Consider the following 22,624-nt stretch of genomic DNA (forward strand, 5'->3'; position numbering starts at 1 on the left):
CGGCAGGGCCGTACTCACGGCGTCCCTGCCTGCTGGCTCTGGGCTCCGGGCTGTCTCGCGTGCCGGGGGTGGTAGTTGCGCGGCCGGCGCGGCCGGTCGATCTCCACGGAGGTCTGGTGGCGCTGGGCGAAGGCGTCCTCGATGATCCTCTTCGCCTGCTGCGGTTTGTCCTTGGCGATCGCCCACGCCCACTTGCGATAGCGCAGGGCGACGTCGTCGGCCGGGCCGTCGAGCACAAGGCGGCCGTAGTTGAGCCAGATGGCGCGGGTGCAGCTCTCCTCGATGGTCTGGGCGGCATGGCTGACGAGGAACACCGTTCCGGCGCCGGCCCGCAGGCTCTGCATCCGGGCGTCGCTGCGCTCCTTGAAGGCGGCGTCCCCGGTGGAGAGCGCTTCGTCGATGAGCAGGATGTGCGGGTTGGCCGCCGCAGCGATCGCGAACCTGAGTCGAGCCCCCATCCCGGACGAGTAGGTCTTCATCGGCAGGTAGATCGCCTTGCCGAGGCCTGCGAGCTCCGTCACCTCGGGAGTGGCGGCGTCGGCCTGTGTCGGGGTCAGGCCCATCGCCAGGCAGCCGAGGCGGATGTTCTCCTCGCCGGAGAGATCGGGCACGAGGGCGGCGTTCACGCCGATGAGCACGGGCGTGCTCTCCGCCAGCACGCGTCCTCTTGCAGGGGTCTCCAGCCCGGCGATGATGCGCAGCAGCGTGCTCTTGCCCGAGCCGTTCTGCCCGACGATCCCGACCTGCTCGCCCGAGTGCGCCACGAACGAGATGCCCGACAGGGCTCGGACGATCACCTTGGGGTCGTTGCCCAGGACGGTTCGGGCGACCCGCCCCAGCGCGTGCCGCCGTCGACGGCGTTCAGTGGCGTCCGTGGACGCGACGCGATAGCGGACGTGGACGTCCTGGACGGCCACAGTGACCTGCGCGAACGGATCGGTGACGTCAAGCACGGCCATAGGACTTCTCCGCCTGCCAGAAGACCGTGAACCCGACCAGCAGCATGCCCACGGACCAGGCGCTGAGCCGCAGCCAGGTCGAGGCCTCCGGGACCTGCCCGTACAGGAGACAGTCGCGTGCGGCGTCGAGCACCATGAACATCGGATTCGCCTCCATGATGCCCGTGATGCGGGGATATGCGGCGAACCGATCGATGGAGAAGAAGACCGCCGACGAATAGAGCCAGAACCTCATGAGAACGCCGATGACCTGGTTGAGGTCAGGGATCGCGGCGGCGATCCGGGCGAGCAGCAGGGCCAACCCGGTGCAGAAGACGACCTGCAGAGCCAGTACCGCGGGGAACAGCAGGGCGGCGGCGGTCCAGACCTCGTCCTCGGGCAGCGCGAGGAGGAGCACGAACATCGCACCGAGCACCGGGACGAGGTTGAGGATGCTGCGGAGCACGACCGAGATCGGCAGCGACGCCCGCGGGAACGTGAAGGCACGGATGAGGTTGCGCCCACCGGGGATGGACCGGGCGCCGCCCCTGGCGCACTGCGTCGTGAACTGGAAGAGGAAGACACCGATGATCAGGTAGCCGAGAAAGTTGTCGATGCCGCGGTCGGCGTCGAGGACCAGGCCGAAGATGAGGTAGTACGCGAGCCCGTTGAGGATCGGGTTCAGCACGAGCCAGACCTGACCGAGGATCGTCTCGCGCGTCCCGCTGGTGACCTTGGCGCGAGCCTCGGCCCACAGGAAGTGGCGCCGTCGCCACAGCTGGTCCAGATAGTCCCGGACCGGGGGGCGGGCTCCGACGAGCATCAGACGATCTGCCGCCACCACCTCTCGCGACGCCGGCTCGCGCGGAGCGAACAGTTCCGCGTACAGGTCGGACGCGTCAGTCCGGGGTTGGACGGGCGCGGCGGCGGGCGCGGGATCCGGGACGTTCATTGCGTGCATCGTAAGAAGGTCACCCGCAGTTCGCCTGGCGGGTGTGGGATCCTGGCTCACCGACGGCCCGACATCCACCCCGCGGAGATCCTTCAGTGCGAGTACTCATCACCGGCGGCGCCGGTTTCATCGGTTCCAACTTCGTCCACCAGACGGTGCGAGAGCGCCCGGACGTGCAGGTCACCGTCCTGGACGCGCTGACGTACGCCGGTGACGAGACGTCGCTGGCCGGTGTCTCGGAGGAGATCCGGTTCGTCGAGGGCTCAATCGCGGACACCGCCCTGGTGGACCGCCTCGCGGCCGACAGCGACGTCGTCGTGCACTTCGCGGCGGAGTCCCACAACGACAACTCGTTGAATGACCCGTCACCGTTCGTGCAGACCAACCTGATCGGGACGTTCACGCTGCTGGAGGCCGTGCGCAAGCACGGGGTGCGGTTCCACCACATCTCCACGGACGAGGTCTACGGCGACCTGGAGCTGGACGACCCGGCGAAGTTCACCCCGGAGACGCCGTACAACCCGTCGAGCCCGTACTCGTCGACCAAGGCGGGTTCGGACCTGCTGGTGCGGGCGTGGGCGCGCTCGTTCGGCGTCGAGGCGACGATCTCGAACTGCTCGAACAACTACGGCCCGTACCAGCACATCGAGAAGTTCATCCCGCGCCAGATCACCAACCTCATCGACGGCATCCGACCGCGCCTGTACGGTGCCGGGCTGAACGTGCGCGACTGGATCCACGTGGAGGACCACAACTCGGCGGTCTGGTCGATCCTCGACGGGGGCCGCCCGGGGGAGACGTACCTCATCGGGGCCGACGGCGAGACGAACAACCTCGACGTCGTGCGCACCCTGCTGGAGATCTTCGAGCGCGACGCCGACGACTTCGACCACGTCGCCGACCGTCCGGGTCACGACCTCCGGTACGCCATCGACGCGACCAAGCTGCGCGACGAGCTCGGGTGGTCCCCGCGGTACACGGACTTCCGGGCTGGCCTGGAGGCCACGGTGCAGTGGTACCGCGACAACGAGGCGTGGTGGCGGCCGCACAAGGCCGCCGTCGAGGCGAAGTACGCCGCCACCGGCCAGTGAGCAGAAGGGCCGCTCGTGGATCAGCGGCACGAGCGGCCCTTCGGCGTCGTGGATCAGGCGCGCAGCGAGGCGACGTACTTCTCGACGGCGTCGAGCGTCGGCAGCAGACCCCGCTGCTCGGCCTCGGCCAGCGTGGGGGCCACGGCGTCCTTGTCGGAGAGCTGCGGCGTGAGGGGCGAGCCGTCGCGGCCGGAGGTGGGCCAGTCGATGCCGATCGCAGGGTCCAGCGGGTGGATGCCGTGCTCGCCGCCGGGGTTGTAGCCGGTGGAGCACAGGTACAGCACGGTGGAGTCGTCCTCGAGGGACAGGAACGCGTGCCCGAGGCCCTCGCCGAGGTAGATGGCGCGGCGGTCGACGTCGTCGAGCAGCACGGAGTCCCACCGGCCGAACGTCGGGGAACCGACGCGGATGTCGACGACGACGTCGAGCACGGCACCCTTCGGGCAGGTGGCGTACTTGGCCTGGCCGGGAGGGACGTCGGCGAAGTGGATGCCGCGCAGCACGCCGGCCGCGGACACCGAGCAGTTGGCCTGCTGCAGGTCCAGCGGGTGGCCGACCGCCTCGGCGAACGGGCCCGCCTTGAACCATTCGAGGAACACGCCGCGCGGGTCGCCGAACTGCTGCGGGGTGATCTCGAACGCGCCGGGCACGGACAGCTCGCGGAACTGCACGGAGACTCCTTCATGACGGAAAGTGGTGCCCTAGGATCCTACGGTGACTGCCACCGCTGACCCCTCGGCCCGAGACACCGACCGACGCTGGCTCGTCGTGGGGGCGGGCGGGATGCTGGGTACGGACCTGATGGCCCGTCTGGCCGCCGCCGGCATCGACGCCCGCGGCCTGCGGCGCGCGGACCTCGACGTGACGGACGCCGAGGCAGCGCAGACCGCCCTGGCGGGCTACGACGTCGTCGTCAACGCCACCGCCTACACGGCGGTCGACGACGCCGAGACGCACGAGGCGGAAGCCTTCGCCGTCAACGCGACCGGCGTCGCGAACCTCGCCCGGGCCGCGCACGCGGCCGGCGCACGGTTCGTCCACGTCTCGACGGACTACGTGTTCGACGGCGGCGCCACCGCGCCGTACGCGGAGGACGCCGCCGTCGCGCCCCGGTCCGCCTACGGGCGCACGAAGGCGGCAGGGGAGTGGGCCGTGCGCGCGGAGGCACCCGATCACCTGGTCGTCCGCACCGCGTGGCTCTACGGCGCGCACGGCGGCTGCTTCCCGAGGACGATGGCGCGCCTCGCCGACGACCGCGACCTGCTCGCCGTCGTCGACGACCAGGTCGGTCAGCCCACCTGGACGCGCGACCTGGCGGACCTGATCCTGCGGCTCGTCGAGGCGGACGCGCCGGCGGGTACGTATCACGGCACGTCGTCGGGCCGGACGTCCTGGTTCGGCTTCACCCGGCGGATCGTCGCCGGCACCGGGGCGAGCGCCGTCGTCGAACCGACCACGAGCGACAAGTTCCCTCGCCCGGCGCCGCGCCCGGCCTTCTCCGTGCTCGGCCACGACGCGTTGCGCGCCGCGGGCGTCGCGCCGATCGGCGACTGGGCCGAGCGGTGGGACGCGGCCGCGGCCGAGGTCCTCGCCTGAGGCCTGGGCTCCGGCCGATCGTCAGTCGTCGAGCAGGCCGAGCAGGTAGCGGCCGTAGCCGGACTTGACGAGGGCCTCGGCACGGACGCGCAGCTCGTCGTCGGAGAGGAACCCGCGCCGCCAGGCGACCTCCTCCGGGGCGCCGACCTTGAGGCCCTGGCGGCTCTCGATGGTGCGGACGAAGTGGCTCGCCTCGAGCAGGGAGTCGAACGTGCCGGTGTCGAGCCAGGCCGTGCCGCGGGGAAGCACCTCGACCTGCAGGCGGCCCTGGCGCAGGTACTCGGCGTTGACGTCGGTGATCTCGTACTCGCCCCGTGCCGACGGCTGGATGTTCTTGGCGATCTCGACGACGTCGTTGTCGTAGAAGTACAGGCCTGGCACGGCATAGTTCGACTTCGGCACGGTGGGTTTCTCCTCCAGGGAGATCGCCTTGCCCGACTCGTCGAACTCGACGACGCCGTACGCCGTCGGCTCGGCCACCCGGTAGGCGAAGACGGCCCCGCCGTCGATGTCTCGGAAGCGGCCGAGCTGGTCGCCCAGGCCCTGGCCGTAGAAGATGTTGTCACCGAGCACCAGGGCCGCGGAGTCAGAACCGACGAACTCCTCGCCCAGCACGAACGCCTGCGCCAGACCGTTGGGCACCGCCTGCACGGTGTACTCGATCGAGATGCCGAACTGGGAGCCGTCGCCCAGCAGCCGCCGGAACTGCTCGGCGTCGTGCGGGGTGGTGATGACCAGCACGTCCCGGATCCCCGCCAGCATCAGCGTCGACAGCGGGTAGTAGATCATCGGCTTGTCGTACACCGGCACGAGCTGCTTGCTCACACCGAGGGTGATCGGGTGCAGTCGGGTGCCGGAACCGCCGGCCAGGATGATGCCACGCATGCCGAGCATGATCCCACGGCGCACGGGGACACGGCCGACCTGTCACACTTGCCGTGTGACGCGTGACACGCCGCCGTGCGAGCGTGCCTATCGCCGCACCCTCGCCCTGCTCACGATCGCCGTGGCCCTGTGGGCCACGGCCTGGGCCGTGCTGACCCCCGGCTTCCGGTCCCCGGACGAGCAGAACCACGTCAACTCGGTGGTGCGGATCGCCTACGGGGGCGGCTGGCCGGCGCCGGGCGAGGCGCACTACGCCCCGGTGACGACGCAGGCCGTCGCGGAGTCCACCTATCCGTCGGACCTGCCGGGCCGCGTCCGCGACCGGGACGACTTCAAGCAGTTCGTCGACCTCACCCCGGTCCCCGCGGACGAGCGCGTGCGCATCACGGCGGAGAACGCCCTGCCTGCGCCCGGCACGAGCGCCACCGTCGACCAGATGACTCAGCACCCGCCCGCCTACTACGCCCTCGGCGCCGCCGTCCTGCACGCCACCGGCACGGCGGACGCCCGATGGGACCAGGCGCTGCTCGTGCTGCGACTGCTCGACGTGCTGCTCTTCACCGCGACGGTTCCGCTGGCCGCCGCGGCCACGCGCCGTCTGACCGGCTCCCGCTCCGCGGCGCTCGTCGCCGCGCCGCTCGTGATGCTCGTCCCGCAGGTGGGCCACATCATGGGGTCGGCGAACAACGACGCGCTCGTCGTCCTCACCGGTGCGGGCGTCACCTACCTGGCGGCGCGCGTCGTCACCGGCGACCTGCGCCTGCGCACCGCCGTCGTGCTCGGCCTCGTGCTCGGCGTGGGCCTGCTGACCAAGGTCATGCTCGCGTTCGCGATCCCGACGGTCGTGGCGGCCTACCTCCTCGCACCGGGCCCGCGCAGCTCCCCGCGCGCCGGCCCGACGGCGTGGGTCCGGGCCGTGCGAGGGTTCGTCGCGCTCGCGGTCGCCTTCGTCGTCGGGGGCTGGTGGTGGGCGCGCAACTGGATCGTCGACGGCGCGGTGCAGCCCGTCGGCATGCCACGCGACTACGCGCACATGACGCCGGTCCCCGCCGACGAGGCACTCTCGACGGCCGTCGGCCGCACCGCGCAGGCGTTCTTCGGCAACCTGTCCTGGCTGGAGATCCGTCTGGCGGGCCACTGGGTGGTCGCGGGCTCGGTGGTGCTGATCATCGCCGGGCTGATCGCCGTCCTCCTCCCCGGTGCCCGGCGTGGCGCCGTCGCGCTCGCGCTGCTGCCCGCCGGTCTGTACGGCGGCGTGATCGTCAACGCGCTGCGCAACTGGTCCGAGACGGGCGTGCTCGTCGCACTGCAGGGGCGCTACGTGTTCGGCGGGCTCACGGCGCTCGCCGCCGTCGTCGGGATCGCGGTCTGGCAGATCTGCCTGCGCAGCGAGCGGCGCCTCGCGTGGGCGGTGCCCCTCGTCACCGCCCTGGCGGTGACCGCGGGCGTCGCCGGTCTCTGGTGGGGGTTCGGTGTGTTCTACCGCGGCCCGGGGGAGGCCGTGGGCGAGGCGTGGGAACGCTGGGCCTCGTGGAGCCCGCTGAGCGGCGTCGTGATCGCGGTCGTGCTCGCCGTGGTGGCCGCGGGGCTCGCCGCTGCCGCCGTCGCCGCGCTGCGGTGGCCGCGGACGTCCGGGCGAGCTGTCGGCACCCGCAGCGGCTCGAGCAGAGGCCGGGGGAGGCCTCGTCGAGATGGTCGTCGTGACCGCCCGCCCCTGCGCCCATCGAGGCAGGACGTCGTCGCGGTCGTCCCGGTGGCACTCCTCGGACCGTGACCGTGTGCTCCAGCTCCCACCCGGCACGCCTGGCTAGACTCACGCGCGTCGGCCACGTGCGCCGATGCCGCGTGGCCGCCGTCGTCGTCCCAGAGAAGGCCCGATGAAGCTCGTCGTCCAGATCCCGTGCCTCGACGAGGCCGAGACCCTCCCGCTCGTGCTCGCGACGATCCCGCGTCAGGTTCCGGGCTTCGACGTCGTCGAGGTCCTCGTGATCGACGACGGCTCCACCGACGGCACCGCGGAGGTCGCCCGCAACCTGGGCGTCGAGCACGTGGTGCGGCACACGGCCACCATGGGGCTGGCGCGGTCGTTCCGGGACGGCGTCGACCACGCTCTCGCGCACGGCGCCGACGTCGTCGTCAACACCGACGGCGACAACCAGTACCCGTCGGAGATGATCCCCGACCTGGTCGCACCGATCGTGGCAGGCCGGGCCGACATCGTGGTCGGGGACCGCCAGACCGCCACCATCGAGCACTTCAGCCCGTTCAAGAAGCGCATGCAGCGGTTCGGGTCGCGGGTGGTCAGCGCTGCCGCGCACGCCGACCTGCCCGACGCCGCCAGCGGGTTCCGCGCCTACTCGCGTGCCGCGCTGCTGCGCCTCAACGTCGTCACCCAGTTCAGCTACACGATGGAGACGATCATCCAGGCGGGCAACAAGCACCTGCGGATCGCGTCGGTGCCCGTGGTCACCAACCCCAAGACCCGCGAGTCGCGGCTGTTCCGCAACATCTGGCAGCACATGGGACGCTCCGGCCGGGCGATCGTGCGGTCGTGGATCATGTTCCGCCCGCACCTGGTGTTCCTGTCGCTCGCCGGCGTGTTCTTCCTGGCCTCGGCGGTCCCGGCGGTGCGGTTCCTGGTGTACTTCGTGCAGGGCGAGGGCGGGGGCCACGTGCAGTCCCTCGTGTTCGCGGCGGCGATGCTCGTCGGTGCGCTGCTGTGCCTGGCGCTGCTCGTCATCGCCGACCTGCAGCGCACCAACCGCACCCTGATCGAGGACTCCCTGGAACGGCTCAAGAGGATCGAGTACGGGTCGGGCGACGCGTGATCCTCACGTTCGGCACGTACGACGCCGCCCGGCAGCCGCGCGTCGGCATCCTGGTCTCCGGGCTGCGTGCCCGTGGACACCGGGTCGTCGAGCTCAACCGGCCGTTGGGGTTCAGCACCGCCGAGCGGGTGCGGATGCTCCGCCAGCCCTGGCGGCTCGGGCAGCTGCTGGTGCGTCTCGTCGGCTGCTGGGCGGCACTGGTGCGCGACGACGTCGCCCACCGCCGTGCCCACGGCGCCCCGGACGCGGTGCTCGTCGGCTACCTGGGGCACTTCGACGTCGTGCTGGCGCGGCTGCTGCACCCGCGCACCACGGTCGTGCTCGACCACCTCGTCTTCGCCGGCGACACCGCCGTCGACCGCGGCGCGCGCGGCCTGCGCGTCCGGCTCCTGCACGCCCTGGACCGGCTCGCGTGCGCCTGTGCCGACGTCGTCGTCGTCGACACCGACGAGCACCGCGCGCTGCTGCCCGCGTCGTCCGCCTCCCGACGGCGAGCGTCTCTGCGCGTCACTGACGCGCGTCCGGAAGGAGACGCGCAGAGACGCTCGCGCGGCCGGGGGAGCGTCGTCGTGCCTGTGGGCGCGCCGGACGGCTGGTTCGCGCCCGACGGCGGTGCTCCGGATGGTGCGCCGTGGCCCGACGGCGGTAGCCCGGATCGCGTCGGGCGGTCCGACGGCGGAGCCCCGGCAGCCCGGGACCCGCTGCGCGTCGTGTTCTTCGGCCTCTTCACGCCGCTGCAGGGCGCCGGCACGATCGCCGAGGCGCTCGCGGACGCCTTGCCCCGCGCCGTCACGGCGGGCCGCCCGATCCAGGCCACCATGATCGGCACCGGGCAGGACCACGCCGCCGCCCGGGACGCCCTGGGCGCGACGGACGGCGTGACCTGGCTCGACTGGGTCGAACCCGACGAGCTGCCGGCGCTCGTCGCGCACCACGACGTGTGCCTCGGCATCCTCGGGACCGGACCCAAGGCGCTGCGCGTCGTCCCCAACAAGGTGTTCCAGGGCCTGGCCGCCGGTTGCGTCGTCGTCACCTCGGACACCGCCCCGCAGCGCCGGCTCCTCGGCGACCACCTCGAGCTCGTCCCGCCCGGGGACGCCGCCGCGCTGGCCGACCGCCTCCTCGCGCTCACCGACCCGAGCGTCCTGGCCGCCGCGCGGGACCGGGCCCGGGCCGGACGCGCCGCCGTCCGGCCCGCCGCCGTCGTCGAACCGCTGCACCACGCCCTCGCCGCCCTCGGGATCCACCCGTGATCGCCCGCCTGGTCGCCGTGCTGCGCTCACCCTGGGTGCGGTGGGGATTCCTCCTGCTCGCCCTCGCCCTCGCCGTGTGGGCCGTGCTGGCGGTGCGCGACGAGCTCGCGGAGGCGGCCACGAGCCTGTCCCCGGCACGCCTCGTCGGCGCCGGGACCGCGTCGCTGCTGTTCGTCGGCGGAACCCTGATGGCCTGGCACTCCGTGCTGACCGACCTCGGCTCCCGGCTCGACCTGCGAGCCGCCGTAGCCGTGTTCGGCATCAGCCAGCTCGGCAAGTTCGTCCCCGGCGGGGTGTGGAACGTGGTGGCCGCCGCGGAGGTCGGTGCCGACCACGGCGTGCCCCGCCGCCGCACCATGACCGCGACGGCCGTCGCCACCGGCGTCGGCGTCGTCTCCGGGGCCGTCACCGGGCTCGTCGCCCTGCCGTTCCTCGCCGTCGACGCCCTCGGCCCCTGGGCGTGGGTGCTGTGGTTCCTGCCCGCGTTCGCCGTGCTGCTGCTGCCACCCGTGCTCAACCGGCTCGTCGCCGCCGCGCTGCGGCTCGCCCGACGGCCCGCGCTGGAACGCCCCCTGTCCTGGCGCGGCCTCGGCGCCGCGGCCCTGTGGTCCGTCGCCGGATGGGCCTGCGCCGGCGTGCAGGTCTGGATCCTGGCGACCGGCCTCGGCATGTCGGCCGACGGTCGCACCCTCGCCCTGGCCGTCGGCGGGTACGCGCTCGCCTGGACCGTGGGGTTCCTCGTCGTCGTGGTCCCCGCCGGCGCCGGAGCGCGCGAGCTGGTGCTCCTCACCGTCCTCGCCGGCACCATGCCGGAGGCCGCCGTCCTCCTCGTCGTCCTGGTCAGCCGGGTCCTCGTGACCCTCGCCGACCTGGTCTACGCCGCCGTCGGCGCCGCCGTCCGCCGGCGCAGCCACCCCCGCTTCGCGCCGCTCGCCCCCCACGCCTGGCTGCGCTGGGACGTCGTCCGCCGCGCCCTGCCCACCCGCCGCTCCCGCGTCCTGGAGATCGGCTGCGGCCAGGGCGCCGCAGCCATGCGCGTCGCCGCGCGGCACGACTACACCGCCGTCGAGCTCGACGCCGACTCCTGGGCCGTCGCATCGGCCCGCGTCCACGCCGTCGACGCCGACGCCCGCGTCCTGCACGGCGACCTCTCGGCGCTCGCGGGCGACGAGGAGTTCGACGTCGTGTGCGCGTTCGAGGTGATCGAGCACCTCGACGACGACGCCGCCGCGCTCGCCCAGTGGGTCGAGCGCCTGCGCCCGGGCGGCGAGCTGCTGCTGTCCACCCCGGCGTGGCGCGACCGCTTCGGGCCGTGGGACGACCTCGCCGGGCACTACCGCCGCTACGACCCCGACGACCTGCGCCGGGTCCTGGTCGGTGCGGGCCTCGTCGACGTCCGGGTGCGCTGCTACGACGCCCCGCTGGGGTACCTGCTCGAGGCGGTGCGCAACCCCGTCGCCCGCCGCAGGGCCCGCCGTCGTCCCGGCGCGACGGGGGCCCTGCCGGGCGCCCCGACCCCCGAGGCGCAGACCGCGCACTCGGGCCGGACCCTGCAACCGTCGTCGGTGCTCGTGGGCACGGCCATCACCGTGGCGATCTGGCCGTTCCGGCTGATCCAGCGCTCCCTGCCCCGGCACGGCACCGGTCTCGTCGCGCAGGCCCGCCGCCCCGAACCCCCGCACCGACCACCAGGAGGAACCACGTGAACGCCACACCTGCGCCACTGACCCCGTTCGGGACGCTGCGCTGGGACGTCGTCCGCCGCCGATTCCCACCGGCGTCCCGCGTGCTGGAGGTCGGGTGCGGCCAGGGTGCCGTCGGCGTCCGGCTCGCCGCGGCCGGGCACGACTACACGGGCGTGGAGCTCGACGGCGACAGCGCCGCGGTCGCGGCCGACCGGTTCGTCGCCGCCGGGCTCGACGGGCACGTGGTGCACGGGTCGGTCGCGTCGGCGGGGCTGGACGGCGGGTTCGACGTCGTGTGCGCGTTCGAGGTGCTGGAGCACCTCGACGACGACGCCGGAGCGCTCGCCGAGTGGGTCCGGCTGCTGCGTCCCGGCGGGCTGGTGCTCGTCTCGACCCCGGCGTGGCAGGCACGGTTCGGGCCGATGGACACCGCTGTCGGGCACGTACGCCGCTACGACCCGCCGCACATGCGCGAGCTGCTCACCGGTGCCGGGCTGACCGACGTCGGCGGGGTCCTGTACGGGATGCCGCTCGGTTACGTGCTGGAGGCGGTGCGCAACCGGGTGGCCGGGCGCCGACTGGACGACGCCGCCACGACGACGACGGCGGAGCGCACCGCCCGCTCGGGGCGGCTGTTCCAGCCGTCGTCGGCGCTCCAGGGAGTGGCGGTGCGGGCGGGGACGTGGCCGTTCCGGATGGTGCAGCGGGTGTTCCCGCAGACCGGTCCGGCGCTCGTCGCCTGGGGCACCGCGCCCTGATCGTCCGTCGGCAACCGCCGTTCGGGCGGGATGATCAGGGCGCGTAGTCCGTGCCGTACTCGATGACTTAGTCGGCCATCGTGTCGGTGCGGATCGCCTCGCCCAGCGCCGCGGTCTGCGGCTCGTCCACGAGGTTCACCGAGGCGCCGCCCACGGTCCCGAACCCGGTGATCGGCACCATGAGGCCGATGACGTCGTCGCGGTCGAGCTCCGCGGCCATCGGCACCAGGTCGACGAAGTCACGGACGTCCAGATCGCCCGTGACCTTGACGTTCCCGTGCATCAGGGCGATCAGCTCGGCGAGGAACACGGGGTCGTCGACGTGTGCGGCGATCCCGTCGAGCATCCCGACCACCGTGGCACGTTGGCGTTCGGCGCGGTCCAGGTCGCCGAGCGGCAGCCGTTTGCGCTCGCGCACGTAGATCAGGCCGTCCGTGTTCTTCAGGGCGATGCGGCCCTCGGGGAAGTCGACGACGCGCCCGGTCGAGAGCACCGTGACCGTCGAGTGGTGCGTGTTGACCACCTCGATGCCGCCCAGTGCCCGCGTCAGGTTGATGAAACCGTTGAAGTTCGTCTGCATGCCGACGCGCTGACGGTCGCGGTCGGCGCGGCTTCCCGGCTGGAGACGGACGGCGAGCAGGCTGCGAGCCCCAGCCCGAGCGAGGCAGTGACGGCGGCGGCGGTCGTGCGTGCCAGGCGGCGATGGGTCACGGGCTCAGGCGCCCTTCGGGGTCGGTCTCGGGATCTGACTCGGGCCTGCGGAGCGGGCGCCGACGGCCGCGCGGTAGGCGAGGTCGTAGCGCGCCACGAGGCGTGCCCAGGTCCGCAGGGCTGCGACTTCCTGCCCCGCGGCGACGCAGGCGCTCCGGCGGGCGTCGTCGTGCAGGAGCGTCCGGACGGCGTCGGCCCAGCCGGTGAGGTCGTCCGGTGCCACGAGCAGCGCGGCCGGGTCGCCGCCGTCGAGCGGGGAGCACACCTCGCGCAGTGCGGGCAGGTCGCTGGCCACGACGGGCCGGCCGAGCGCCATCGCCTCGACGGGCTTGAGCGGCGTGACGAGCCGGGTGACGCGGTCGGCACGGCGAGGGACGAGCACGACGTCGAGCGCCGCGACGTAGGTGCGGGCGAGGTCGCGGGGCACCCGGCCGGGCATGACGACGTGCTCGGCGATGCCGAGCGTGGCCGCGAGGCGCAGCAGCTCGGGGCGGGCGACGCCGTCGCCGACGACGAGCGCGCCGACGTCCTCGCCGTCGGCCCGCAGCCGGGCCACCGTGGCCAGCACGACGTCGAGTCCTTCGTAGCCGACCACGGAGCTGACGGTGCCGACGAGTCGGGCCGGGCCGTGCAGACCGAGGGTTGCGCGTGCCTGCGCGGGCGTCGGCACCTCGGTGTCGAGCAGCGCCGCGTCGACGGCGTTCGGCACGACGCTGATACGTCCGGCCGGCACGCCGCGCGCGACGAGCTCGTCACGCATCGTGCCGCTGAGCGTCACGACGTGGTCGGCGGCGAGCGCGAGCTCGGTCTCCTTGGCCCGGATCAGCGCGTAGCGCTCGGAGGTGGCGGCCGCGGCGCGCGTCTCGGGTGTCGGCAGTGCGGCGGCCCACGTCTCCTCGGGCAGCCCGCGCACCTCGTAGACCCAGGGGAGCCCGAGCCGTCCGGCGGCGTCGCGCGCTGCCTGGCCGGTGGTCCACGGCGTCGTGGCGTGGACGACGTCGGGACGGGCTTGGCGCACGGCCTCGACGAGCAGGGACGTGGCCGTGTCCGTGCGGTGCCGGGGGGCGGCGGCCAGGGACCGGGGGACGAGTCGGGCGTAGGCCACGCCGTCGACGACGTCCGTGCTGCGGGCACCGAGCGCACCGATCGTCAGGGGGTAGCCGGCCCGGGTGGTGGCCGAGACGCGCAGCCCGGCCGCCCGCTGCGCGACGAGGATCGCGTGGGTGCGCAGGGTGTAGCCGCTCTGGGTGTGCGGCAGCGAATTGGTCAGGTGGTGGTGGACGGCGAGCGGCGCGCGTGGCCCGGGCCGGACCTCCTGCTCGGTCTGCCGCGCAGGTGCAGCCGGGGCGAGGGAGTCGACCTGTGCCAGGAGGCTGCGCCGTACCGCCCGCTCGGTGCGGCCGCGGGGCTGCGTCGACCGGATCGTGCTGACGTCCCCGGCCGCCCAGGCGGCGCGCAGGCGACCCGCGCGCCCGCGCGAACCGTCCCCCAGGACGCTTTCCACGCGCGGGACGACGACGGCGCTCACCCGCGCCGGGAGCCGTCGGGCCGCCTGCAGCGTCAGCCAGACGGGGTCGGTGACGACGGCGCCGAGGACGAACGACGTCGTGAACCGCAGGTTGCGGAGGATCTCACCGGGACGACTCACCGCACCGTCCCTGGTCGTGCGGTCGCCAGGCCGGGGTCGAGGGGAGCCGCGACATCATCGGGCTCAGGGACGAGGGGGCGGAGCTGGATGCAGGACGGGCAGTCCGTCGGCGCATGCCGATCGGTCCGCTCCGGCGCTGGATGGCGGTCGGCGCGCACCAGGTGGTCGATGATCGCGACGTAGCGCGCACCCAGGACGTCGTCGTTCGCGTGCTCCGCGACCCAGGCTGCAGCGACGGGAGAGGCCTCCGGCACGAGGCCGTCGTCGACCCAGCCGCACCAGAGGTCTGCCAGGCCGACGGGATCACCGGGCGGCACCACGGACCCGGCATCTGTCTCCGTGACCAGGCGAGCTGCCTCACCGGCCACACAGGCTGTCGCGGGGCGGCCCGATGCCATGACCTCGTACAGCTTCGAGGGGATGGTCCATTCCAGCGGGACCCAGCCCTTGAGTGAGACGACCACGGTGTCTGCCCACTCGTAGAGCTCGCGGACCTCGGCATGGGGGACCGAGCCGCCGATCGTGACGGGCGCGCCGAGCTCGTCGATCAGCGCCTGCAGTGCATCGACCTCGGCGCCCGTCCCGACGATCCGTACCTCGACGGCGCGTGCGCGGTCATGCACCAGTGCCGCAGCCTCGACCACCGTGGCGAGGTCCTGGGCCCGCCCGATCGTGCCGGCGTAGACGGCGCGCAACGGCCGGTGTGCGAGCGGTCGGGCGTCGTGGTCCGGCGAGGCGCCGTCGGGCCGCTCCGCGGCGGGGTCCAGCGGCGCGAACGACGTCCCGTTGCGGACGACGGCGACCCCTCGGACGCCGCGATCACGGAGCACCTGGGCGAAGGTCTCCGTGGTGGTCACGACGGCATCGGCGTGGCCCTGCAGCCGGCTCACCGTCCGGTGCACGACGGCGCGCACGGTGCCGACGATGCGCCCCCTGAGCGTGCGGCGAGGCTTGAGCAGGCCCGCGGGCTCGATCAGGTCCGGCCAGGCATCCCGCATCTCCACCACGAACCGGGCACCCAGGGCGCGAGCCAGGACCCAGGCGGCGAACATCGACGGGATGCCCGGGACGGTGCCGACCACGACGTCGGGCCGCAGGCTCGGGCGTCGAAAGATCCGTACTCCCAGCCGCACCGCGCTCCACGCCGAAACGGCCTGATCGGCAGCCCGGGAGAGCAGCCGAGGTGAGTGCTCGCGGAACCGGGTGCGCACGATGCGTTCGCCGTGGCGTCCGGAAGACATGCGGCCGGGAGCGTACTCGGGCAGGTCCTCGATGACCATGCCCGACGGGTAGTGCGGGGGTGGGGCCAGGACGGACACCTCGACACCGGCGTCGAGCAGGCGCGGCGTCAGCGCGTCCCACCGGCGTTGAGGTGCTCCGTGCTCGGGCGCGTAGTGGTGGGTCACGAGCAGCAGGTGGTGTCGCTTCCCTCGCGGTGTGGTGCTGCGCATCCGTCGCTCTCGAATCGATAGGCCCGGTACGCACGGAAAGCCCGAAGTCGCCCCCGCACCTCATTGATCGTAGGGCGGATCGGTCTTGATTTCACGACGACTTCTCCTCTCGGAATGTTCGGCACAAGGTCAGGCCGTAGATTGTTTTCGTGACCACGCCGAATACGTCGGGCCCGCTCCTGCCAGGCTTTGGAGCCGACCCCCCGCCGCCCGCGGGCCGGCGGCGCAGGATGGGCACCACCTCGAAGGCGCTGATCGCCGTCGTGTGCCTGGTGGCGCTGCTCGGTGGCGTCGCCTTCGGTGGCCTGTGGTGGTTCCAGCAGAGGCTGGACGCGAACGTCGAGAAGCTCGGTGACCCGTTCGCCGCGGTCAGCGACCGGCCGGAGCCGGCTCCATCCGACCCGGCCGAGGAGCTCGGTGACGTCAACATCCTCGTCCTCGGTTCCGACTCACGGATCTCCGCGGGCGACCCGTCGCAGTGGGAGGCCGGGGCGCAGCGCACCGACGCGATCATGCTCGTGCACCTGCCGGCCGACCGGGAGTCCGCCGTCGTCGTGTCGATCCCGCGGGACTCCTGGGTGCCGGTCCCCGGCCACGGTCACGCGAAGATCAACGCCGCTTTCTCCTACGGGGGCCCGTCGCTCATGATCCAGACGGTCGAGGACCTGACGGGCGTGCACATCGATCATTTCGCCGTGACGGACTTCGAGTCGTTCACGGGCATGACCGATGCTCTCGGAGGGGTGCGGATCCGGGTTCCGGAGGACATCGGGGACGGTGACGAGGTCTTCTTCGCCGCCGGCGTGCACGAGATGAGCGGCGAGGAAGCCCTCAGCTACACGCGGCAGCGCCACGGGCTGACGAACGGTGACTTCGGTCGCGTGCAGCGGCAGCAGAACTGGATGCGATCAATCCTCGGCAAGATCAACAACAACCGCCGCGACGTGGTGATGATGGCCAAGTTCTTCGACGCCGTGAGCAGGTCGGTGGCGGCCGACGACGAGCTGAGCGCCGAACGGATGCGCGAGCTCTTCGACAGCGCTCGCGAGGTCTCCACGAACGACGTGGCGTTCATGACGGCGCCCTACGAGGGGACAGGACGGTCCGCCGACGGTCAGTCGATCGTCGTGCTCGACGAGGACTCGCTCGACCCGCTGATGGAGGCGATCGCCGAGGGCCGGGCCGCGGCGTACGTCGACGAGCATGCCGACGACCTTGAGCTGCTCCCGGCGACGGTGAAGTAGTCGCGCGGCACCGGGAATAACCTCGACCGGACGGCGGTTGCCCGGGGCAGATGGCTGCTACCTTCACCTCCCTGCGCTACCCGAACTACCGCCTGTGGTTCGGTGCTGCGCTCGTCGCCAACGTCGGCACCTGGATGCAGCGCATCGCCCAGGACTGGCTGGTCCTCACCGACCTCACCGACGACTCCGGCATGGCCGTCGGCATCACGACCGCCCTGCAGTTCCTGCCGTTCCTCCTGCTCGGCCCGTGGGCCGGGCTGCTCGCCGACCGTCTGCCCCGCCGTGGCCTGCTGATGTGCACGCAGGGGGCGATGGGTCTGCTCGCCCTCGGCCTGGGTGCGCTGGTGCTCAGCGGCGAGGCCGAGCTGTGGCACGTCTACGCGTTCGCGCTCGGGCTCGGGGTCGTCACCGCGTTCGACAACCCGGTGCGCCAGACGTTCGTGGCCGACCTCGTGCCGCCCGAGCGGCTCGCCAACGCCGTCGGGCTGAACAGCGCGTCGTTCAACGCGGCGCGTCTGGTGGGCCCGGGGGTCGCCGGGCTCCTCATCGCCGCCGTCGGTTCCGGCTGGGTGTTCGTCATCAACGGGGCGACGTTCGCGGCGACGATCGCGGCGGTCGCGGCGATGAAGCCTGAGCTCATGTGGGCGCGGGACCGGGTCCCGCGCGGCAAGGGTCAGATCCGTGAGGGCGTCCGGTACGTGCGCGGGCGCACCGACATCGTCGTGATCATGGTCGTGATGACGGTGGTGTCGGCGTTCGGGCTCAACTTCCAGCTGACGTCGGCGATGATGGCGCGGGTCGAGTTCGACCGGGGCGCGGGGGAGTTCGGGCTCCTCGGGTCGGTGCTGGCGATCGGGTCGCTGGCCGGCGCGCTGCTCGCCGCCCGGCGCGAACGTCCCCGGGTGCGCCTGGTGATCGGTGCGGCGTTCGCGTTCGCGATCGCGACGGCCGTGAACGCCCTGATGCCGACCTACACGACCTACGTCCTGACCACGATTCCCGTGGGGCTCGCGTCGCTGACGATGATCACCGCGGCGAACTCCGCGATCCAGACCTCGACGGACGCCGCGGTCCGGGGTCGCGTGATGGCGCTGTACATGATGGTGTTCCTCGGCGCGACGCCGATCGGGTCGCCGATCGTGGGATGGATCGGGGAGGCGTTCGGTCCGCGTGCGGCGATCCTCGTGGGGTCGGTGGCGACGTTCGCCGTCGCGCTCGGCGCCACCGTCTGGGCGGTGCGGAGCTGGCGGCTCAAGGTGCGCTACCGGCTGCGGTCCAGGCCGCACCTCGAGGTCGTCTACCTGGACGCGCCGGTGCCGGTGCCCGACGTCGTGCGCGCCGCCTGAGGCTCAGGCGATCTGCTCGACGACGTGGTCGACGCACGCCGTGAGCGCCGCGACGTCGTCCGGCTCGACCGCCGGGAACATCCCGACGCGCAGCTGGTTGCGTCCCAGCTTGCGGTAGGGGAACACGTCCACGATCCCGTGGGCCCGCAGGTGCCCGACGACGGCGCTCGCGTCGATCCGCGCGTCGAGGTCGATCGTGCCCACCACGGTCGAGCGCTCGGCCGGCTCGGCGACGAACGGGGTCGCCCACTCGCGGGCCTCCGCCCACCCGTAGAGGACCTGCGCCGACGTGGCGCACCGCTGCGCGGACCAGGCGAGGCCGCCCTGGGCGTTGATCCACTCCACCTGGTCGGCGAGCATGACGAGCGTCGCCACCGCCGGGGTGTTGAGGGTCTGGTCCTTGCGCGAGTTCTCCAGCGCCGTTGTCAACGACAGGAACTCCGGCACCCAGCGGCCCCCGCCGGAGCGCTCGACCTCGGCGGCGCGCTCCAGCGCCGCCGGGGAGCACAGCGCCAGCCACAGGCCGCCGTCGGCCCCGAACACCTTCTGCGGCCCGAAGTAGTAGACGTCGGTCTCGCGCAGGTCGACGGGCAGGGCTCCGGCGCCCGACGTCGCGTCCGTGAGCACCAGGGCGTCCCCGGCCGGCCGGCGCACGGGCGCCATGGCCCCCGTCGAGGTCTCGTTGTGCGGGGTCGCGTAGACGTCGACGGCGTCGGACGGCGCGAGGTACGCGACGCCGCCCGCGGGGGCCTCGACGATCTCGGGGTCCGTGAGGAACGGCGCCCGCGCCGTCGCCGCGGCGAACTTGCCGCCGAACTCACCGAAGACGGCGTGCTGGGCGCGGTCCCGCACGAGAGACGCCGTCGCCACCTCCCAGAACGCCGTCGACCCGCCGTTGCCGAGCACGACCTCGTAGCCGTCCGGCAGGTCGAACAGCGACGCCAGCCCCTCGCGGACGCGACGCACGACGTCCTTGACCGGCGCCTGGCGGTGGGACGTGCCGAGCACGGGACGTCCCGCCTCACCGGCCGTGACCAGCGCGTCGACCTGGGACGGACGGACCTTGGAGGGCCCGGAGCCGAACCGGCCGTCGGTGGGCAGCAGCGACGCGGGGATCTGCAGGGTCATGTCGGCTCCGTGGCTCGATGAGGCGAGGACGCCGCCCGTCGCCGGGCACGGCGAGCAGGGCGGGTGCGAATAGACTAGGCCCGGGCCTCAAGACGGGAGTGGACGTGACCGACCTGATCGACACCACGGAGATGTACCTCAAGACGATCTACGAGCTCGGGGAGGAAGGAATCCCCCCGCTGCGCGCGCGGATCGCGGAGCGTCTCGGGCACTCGGGTCCGACGGTCTCCCAGACCGTCGCCCGCATGGAGCGCGACGGTCTCGTCGTCGTCACCGGGGACCGTCACCTCGAGCTCACCGATGCCGGGCACGCCAAGGCGACGCGGGTGATGCGCAAGCACCGTCTCGCGGAGCGGCTGCTGACCGACGTCATCAAGCTCGACTGGGAGCACGTGCACAACGAGGCGTGCCGCTGGGAGCACGTGATGAGCGACCTCGTCGAGCGCCGCCTCGTCACGCTCCTCGACCACCCTCACCACGACCCGTACGGCAACCCGATCCCCGGCCTGTCCGAGCTCGGCGAGCAGTACGAGGAGGTCCCGTTCCTCGAGGGCGTGCAGTCGTTGACGGGGTTCCTCGCCACGGGTGCCGACACCTCCGGGCTGGTGATGCAGCGGATCGCCGAGCCGGTCCAGGTGGACGACGACTTCCTGGCCCGTCTCGCCGCCGTGGGCCTGCTGCCGGGCGTCCGGATCCAGGCCGAGCGGTCCGGCCACGACTACGTCGTGCAGGCCGTGGACGGCGACGAGGCGCTCGAGCTGCCCGAGGAGCTGGCCAAGCACCTCTTCGTGGCCGTCCGCTGACGGTCGCGACCGGACCGAGGATGCCGTGACCGGAGCGTGACATCGGCGTCGCGTTCGGGTACGGTCGGTCTCGCTCGCGGAAGCTGCTTGCGCGAGTGCCGGGTCGGACGCCGAGTCCTGCCGCCGCCCCGGTTCCCACGGAAGACCGCACGGCAGGAGCGGGGGACCCACATTCGGGCATCGGAGACGGTGTCCTCGGGGTGAAGCCGGACCGGACGCAAGTCCTGGACGGCCGGGTGATTTCTCCCACCCGAACCCGACAGCTGACCTCGTAGGCGAACGGAGAGGTTGAACGTGACTGCTCGCACCACGCGTGGCAAGCACCGCGCTGCACGTCGCCCGATGATGGCCGCACCGTCCGCCGCCGCCGGCCGTCGTGCCGCCGTCGTCGCCACGGCAGGTGGCCTGCTCGTCTCGACGATCGCCGGCGCCGGTGCCGCGCAGGCCGCCCCGGTCGACGCCGACGCCGCCAAGAAGCTCAGCACCGTGGACCTCGGTGCGCTGACCGACCAGGCCCGTCAGGCCCTGGAGGCCGCGCCGGTCGTGGCGGTCGACGCCGAGGCCAAGGTCGATGTCGAGAAGGTCACCGCCAAGGTGGTCGCCAAGGCCGACATCAAGGCCGCGCCGGAGCCCGTCGTGGAGCGCACCGTCGCCCCGTCGCGCTCGGCCGAGCGCACCGAGGTCTCCTCGGAGTCGACCGCGACGGAGTCGTCCTCCTCGACGGCGTCGATCCCCGAGTCGGCCGTCGGCTCCTCCGTGATCTCGGTGGCGTCCCGCTACGTGGGCGTCCCGTACGTCTCCGGTGGCACCTCGCCGTCGGGCTTCGACTGCTCCGGCTTCACGCAGTACGTCTTCGCCCAGGTCGGCATCTCGCTGCCGCGCTCCTCCTCCGCGCAGGGGTCGGTCGGCACCGTGATCCCCCGTTCGGAGGCCAAGGCGGGCGACCTGATCTGGTCGCCGGGTCACATCGCGATCTACGCCGGCGGGAACTCGCAGATCGACGCCCCGCGTCCGGGCAAGACGATCCAGTTCCGCAGCATCTGGCAGTCCAACCCGACGTTCATCCGCGTCGGCTGACACGCCGTCTCCCTCGACGAGAGGCCCCGTCGCACCTCGGTGCGTCGGGGCCTCTTGCGTGCTCCTGACGGGGCCCTGAACAGCCCGTGAGCAGCGTCGTGAACCAGCCCTGAACAAGTTCGTGATCGAAACGTGACATCGCTGCCGGGATCGGCTACGGTTCATCCGTCTGGTGGAGCACTCCACCAGATCCCCGCCGGACGCCGAGTCCTGCCACCGGTGGGGTACCAAGACTTCTGGCAGGAGCGGGGGACCCACTTTCGGGCATCGGAGACGGTGTCCTTGGGGTGAAGCCGGACGGGACGCAAGTCCTGGACGGCCGGGTGATTTCTCCCACCCGAACCCGACAGCTCACCTCGTAGGCGAACGGAGAGGGAAGACGTGAACGCACGCAACACCACGCGTGGGCGCCACCGCGCCGCACGCCGTCCGCTGATGGCAGCACCGACCGCCGCAGCGGGCCGCCGAGCCGCCGTCGTGGCCACCGCCGGCGGACTGCTCGTCTCGACCATCGCCGGCGCCAGCGCCGCACAGGCCGCCCCGGTCGACACCGACGCCGCCAAGAAGCTCAGCACCGTGGACCTCGGTGCGCTGACCGACCAGGCCCGTCAGGCCCTGGAGGCCGCGCCCGTCGTGGCAGTCGACGCCGAGGCCAAGGTCGACGTCGAGAAGGTCACCGCCAAGGTCGTCAAGAAGGCGGCCATCAAGGCCGCCCCGGAGCCCGAGCCCGTCGTCGAGCGCACGGTCGCCCCGTCGCGCTCGGCCGAGCGCACCGAGGTCTCGTCGTCGTCCTCGTCGTCGTCCTCCTCCGAGTCGACGTCGTCCGAGTCGACGTCGACGACGGCGTCCTCGAGCCAGGCTGCCAGCGGCTCCAGCGCCGTCTCGATCGCTGCCCGCTACATCGGCGTGCCGTACGTGGTCGGCGGGGCGTCGCCCTCCGGCTTCGACTGCTCCGGCCTGGTGACCTACGTGTACAACCAGCTCGGTGTCTCGCTGCCGCACTCCTCCAGCGCGATCCGCAGCGCGTCCAACACGACCGTCATCTCCGCGTCGGAGGCCCGCCCCGGTGACCTCATCTGGTCGCCCGGCCACATCTCCATCTACATCGGCGACGGCCAGCAGATCGAGGCGACCCGTCCCGGTGGCTGGACCGTGCGCCAGGCCGGCATCTGGCAGTCGAGCCCGACGTACCTGCGCGTCACCGGCTGATCAGTCCTCAGCGTCCACGAC

General features: G+C 72.6%; 20 protein-coding genes and 2 riboswitches. Of the genes, 12 read left to right on the forward strand and 8 right to left on the reverse strand.

Going from position 1 to position 22,624, the window contains the following annotated elements; translation table 11 throughout:
- Positions 1-14 precede the first annotated feature (14 nt).
- Positions 15-959, reverse strand: coding sequence for an ABC transporter ATP-binding protein (locus ACNHYB_RS14095; RefSeq protein ID WP_418275972.1), 945 nt, complete (start codon positions 957-959; stop codon positions 15-17).
- Positions 946-1,890: an ABC transporter permease gene (locus ACNHYB_RS14100; protein WP_418275974.1), complete on the reverse strand. Its 945-nt coding sequence runs from the start codon at positions 1,888-1,890 to the stop codon at positions 946-948. Before ACNHYB_RS14100 ends, ACNHYB_RS14095 begins: the two co-directional genes overlap by 14 nt.
- A 95-nt stretch (positions 1,891-1,985) precedes the next feature.
- Between ACNHYB_RS14100 and rfbB the strand changes: the two genes are divergently transcribed.
- Positions 1,986-2,981 carry a dTDP-glucose 4,6-dehydratase gene (gene rfbB / locus ACNHYB_RS14105; RefSeq protein ID WP_418275975.1) on the forward strand — a complete coding sequence of 332 codons (996 nt, stop codon included), beginning with the start codon at positions 1,986-1,988 and terminating at the stop codon, positions 2,979-2,981.
- Between the two features lie 53 nt (positions 2,982-3,034).
- Here the strand turns inward: rfbB and ACNHYB_RS14110 are convergent, their stop codons facing one another.
- Positions 3,035-3,652, reverse strand: coding sequence for a dTDP-4-dehydrorhamnose 3,5-epimerase family protein (locus tag ACNHYB_RS14110; RefSeq protein ID WP_418275976.1), 618 nt, complete (start codon positions 3,650-3,652; stop codon positions 3,035-3,037).
- Positions 3,653-3,695: 43 nt separating this feature from the next.
- On the opposite strand from ACNHYB_RS14110, the gene rfbD reads away from it, so the two are divergent.
- A complete protein-coding gene (gene rfbD, locus ACNHYB_RS14115) occupies positions 3,696-4,577 on the forward strand; it encodes a dTDP-4-dehydrorhamnose reductase (RefSeq protein WP_418275977.1) in 882 nt (293 codons plus the stop codon).
- A 21-nt stretch (positions 4,578-4,598) separates the two neighbouring features.
- Here the strand turns inward: rfbD and rfbA are convergent, their stop codons facing one another.
- A complete protein-coding gene (gene rfbA, locus ACNHYB_RS14120) occupies positions 4,599-5,462 on the reverse strand; it encodes a glucose-1-phosphate thymidylyltransferase RfbA (RefSeq protein ID WP_418275978.1) in 864 nt (287 codons plus the stop codon).
- Between the two features lie 55 nt (positions 5,463-5,517).
- On the opposite strand from rfbA, the gene ACNHYB_RS14125 reads away from it, so the two are divergent.
- The 5 genes from ACNHYB_RS14125 to ACNHYB_RS14145 all read left to right on the forward strand — a co-directional run bounded on the left by ACNHYB_RS14125 (position 5,518) and on the right by ACNHYB_RS14145 (position 11,986).
- A complete protein-coding gene (locus tag ACNHYB_RS14125) occupies positions 5,518-7,236 on the forward strand; it encodes a DUF2142 domain-containing protein (protein WP_418275979.1) in 1,719 nt (572 codons plus the stop codon).
- Between the two features lie 103 nt (positions 7,237-7,339).
- Complete coding sequence (locus tag ACNHYB_RS14130; protein ID WP_418275981.1) at positions 7,340-8,290, forward strand: glycosyltransferase family 2 protein; 951 nt, start codon at positions 7,340-7,342, stop codon at positions 8,288-8,290.
- Positions 8,287-9,543: a glycosyltransferase gene (locus ACNHYB_RS14135; RefSeq protein ID WP_418275982.1), complete on the forward strand. Its 1,257-nt coding sequence runs from the start codon at positions 8,287-8,289 to the stop codon at positions 9,541-9,543. Before ACNHYB_RS14130 ends, ACNHYB_RS14135 begins: the two co-directional genes overlap by 4 nt.
- The gene (locus ACNHYB_RS14140; protein ID WP_418275983.1) at positions 9,540-11,249 is read left to right on the forward strand and encodes a methyltransferase domain-containing protein; all 1,710 of its coding nucleotides are present in this window, start codon (positions 9,540-9,542) and stop codon (positions 11,247-11,249) included. Before ACNHYB_RS14135 ends, ACNHYB_RS14140 begins: the two co-directional genes overlap by 4 nt.
- Entirely contained in the window at positions 11,246-11,986 is a 741-nt protein-coding gene (locus ACNHYB_RS14145; RefSeq protein WP_418275984.1) for a class I SAM-dependent methyltransferase, read from the forward strand. The genes ACNHYB_RS14140 and ACNHYB_RS14145 overlap by 4 nt, the downstream gene beginning before the upstream one ends.
- Positions 11,987-12,053: 67 nt before the next feature.
- Here ACNHYB_RS14145 and ACNHYB_RS14150 read toward each other — a convergent pair whose 3' ends face one another.
- The 3 genes from ACNHYB_RS14150 to ACNHYB_RS14160 form a co-directional block, all read right to left on the reverse strand.
- The gene (locus tag ACNHYB_RS14150; RefSeq protein WP_418275985.1) at positions 12,054-12,566 is read right to left on the reverse strand and encodes an LCP family protein; all 513 of its coding nucleotides are present in this window, start codon (positions 12,564-12,566) and stop codon (positions 12,054-12,056) included.
- Positions 12,567-12,701: 135 nt separating this feature from the next.
- Complete coding sequence (locus ACNHYB_RS14155; protein ID WP_418275986.1) at positions 12,702-14,345, reverse strand: glycosyltransferase family 4 protein; 1,644 nt, start codon at positions 14,343-14,345, stop codon at positions 12,702-12,704.
- Complete coding sequence (locus tag ACNHYB_RS14160; RefSeq protein ID WP_418275987.1) at positions 14,342-15,796, reverse strand: glycosyltransferase family 4 protein; 1,455 nt, start codon at positions 15,794-15,796, stop codon at positions 14,342-14,344. Before ACNHYB_RS14160 ends, ACNHYB_RS14155 begins: the two co-directional genes overlap by 4 nt.
- A gap of 230 nt (positions 15,797-16,026) precedes the next feature.
- On the opposite strand from ACNHYB_RS14160, the gene ACNHYB_RS14165 reads away from it, so the two are divergent.
- Both ACNHYB_RS14165 and ACNHYB_RS14170 read left to right on the forward strand, forming a co-directional pair.
- Positions 16,027-17,040 (forward strand): LCP family protein, encoded by a 1,014-nt coding sequence (locus ACNHYB_RS14165; RefSeq protein ID WP_418275989.1) that lies wholly within the window; start codon positions 16,027-16,029, stop codon positions 17,038-17,040.
- A 50-nt stretch (positions 17,041-17,090) separates the two neighbouring features.
- Positions 17,091-18,386 carry an MFS transporter gene (locus tag ACNHYB_RS14170; protein WP_418275990.1) on the forward strand — a complete coding sequence of 432 codons (1,296 nt, stop codon included), beginning with the start codon at positions 17,091-17,093 and terminating at the stop codon, positions 18,384-18,386.
- 3 nt (positions 18,387-18,389) lie between these two features.
- Here the strand turns inward: ACNHYB_RS14170 and serC are convergent, their stop codons facing one another.
- Positions 18,390-19,514 (reverse strand): phosphoserine transaminase, encoded by a 1,125-nt coding sequence (serC, locus tag ACNHYB_RS14175; protein ID WP_418275991.1) that lies wholly within the window; start codon positions 19,512-19,514, stop codon positions 18,390-18,392.
- Positions 19,515-19,618: 104 nt separating this feature from the next.
- Here serC and ACNHYB_RS14180 point away from each other — a divergent pair, with 104 nt between their 5' ends.
- The 3 genes from ACNHYB_RS14180 (at position 19,619) to ACNHYB_RS14190 (ending at position 22,603) form a co-directional block, all read left to right on the forward strand.
- Positions 19,619-20,317 carry a metal-dependent transcriptional regulator gene (locus ACNHYB_RS14180; RefSeq protein WP_418275992.1) on the forward strand — a complete coding sequence of 233 codons (699 nt, stop codon included), beginning with the start codon at positions 19,619-19,621 and terminating at the stop codon, positions 20,315-20,317.
- 116 nt (positions 20,318-20,433) lie between these two features.
- Positions 20,434-20,609: riboswitch (cyclic di-AMP (ydaO/yuaA leader) on the forward strand.
- Positions 20,610-20,611: 2 nt separating this feature from the next.
- Complete coding sequence (locus ACNHYB_RS14185) at positions 20,612-21,394, forward strand: C40 family peptidase (RefSeq protein ID WP_418275993.1); 783 nt, start codon at positions 20,612-20,614, stop codon at positions 21,392-21,394.
- A 191-nt stretch (positions 21,395-21,585) separates the two neighbouring features.
- Positions 21,586-21,773: riboswitch (cyclic di-AMP (ydaO/yuaA leader) on the forward strand.
- Positions 21,774-21,829: 56 nt separating this feature from the next.
- Positions 21,830-22,603: a C40 family peptidase gene (locus tag ACNHYB_RS14190; RefSeq protein ID WP_418275994.1), complete on the forward strand. Its 774-nt coding sequence runs from the start codon at positions 21,830-21,832 to the stop codon at positions 22,601-22,603.
- Positions 22,604-22,624: the final 21 nt, after the last annotated feature.

This window comes from Isoptericola jiangsuensis, assembly GCF_048320105.1.
Taxonomy (GTDB): domain Bacteria; phylum Actinomycetota; class Actinomycetes; order Actinomycetales; family Cellulomonadaceae; genus Isoptericola; species Isoptericola jiangsuensis_A.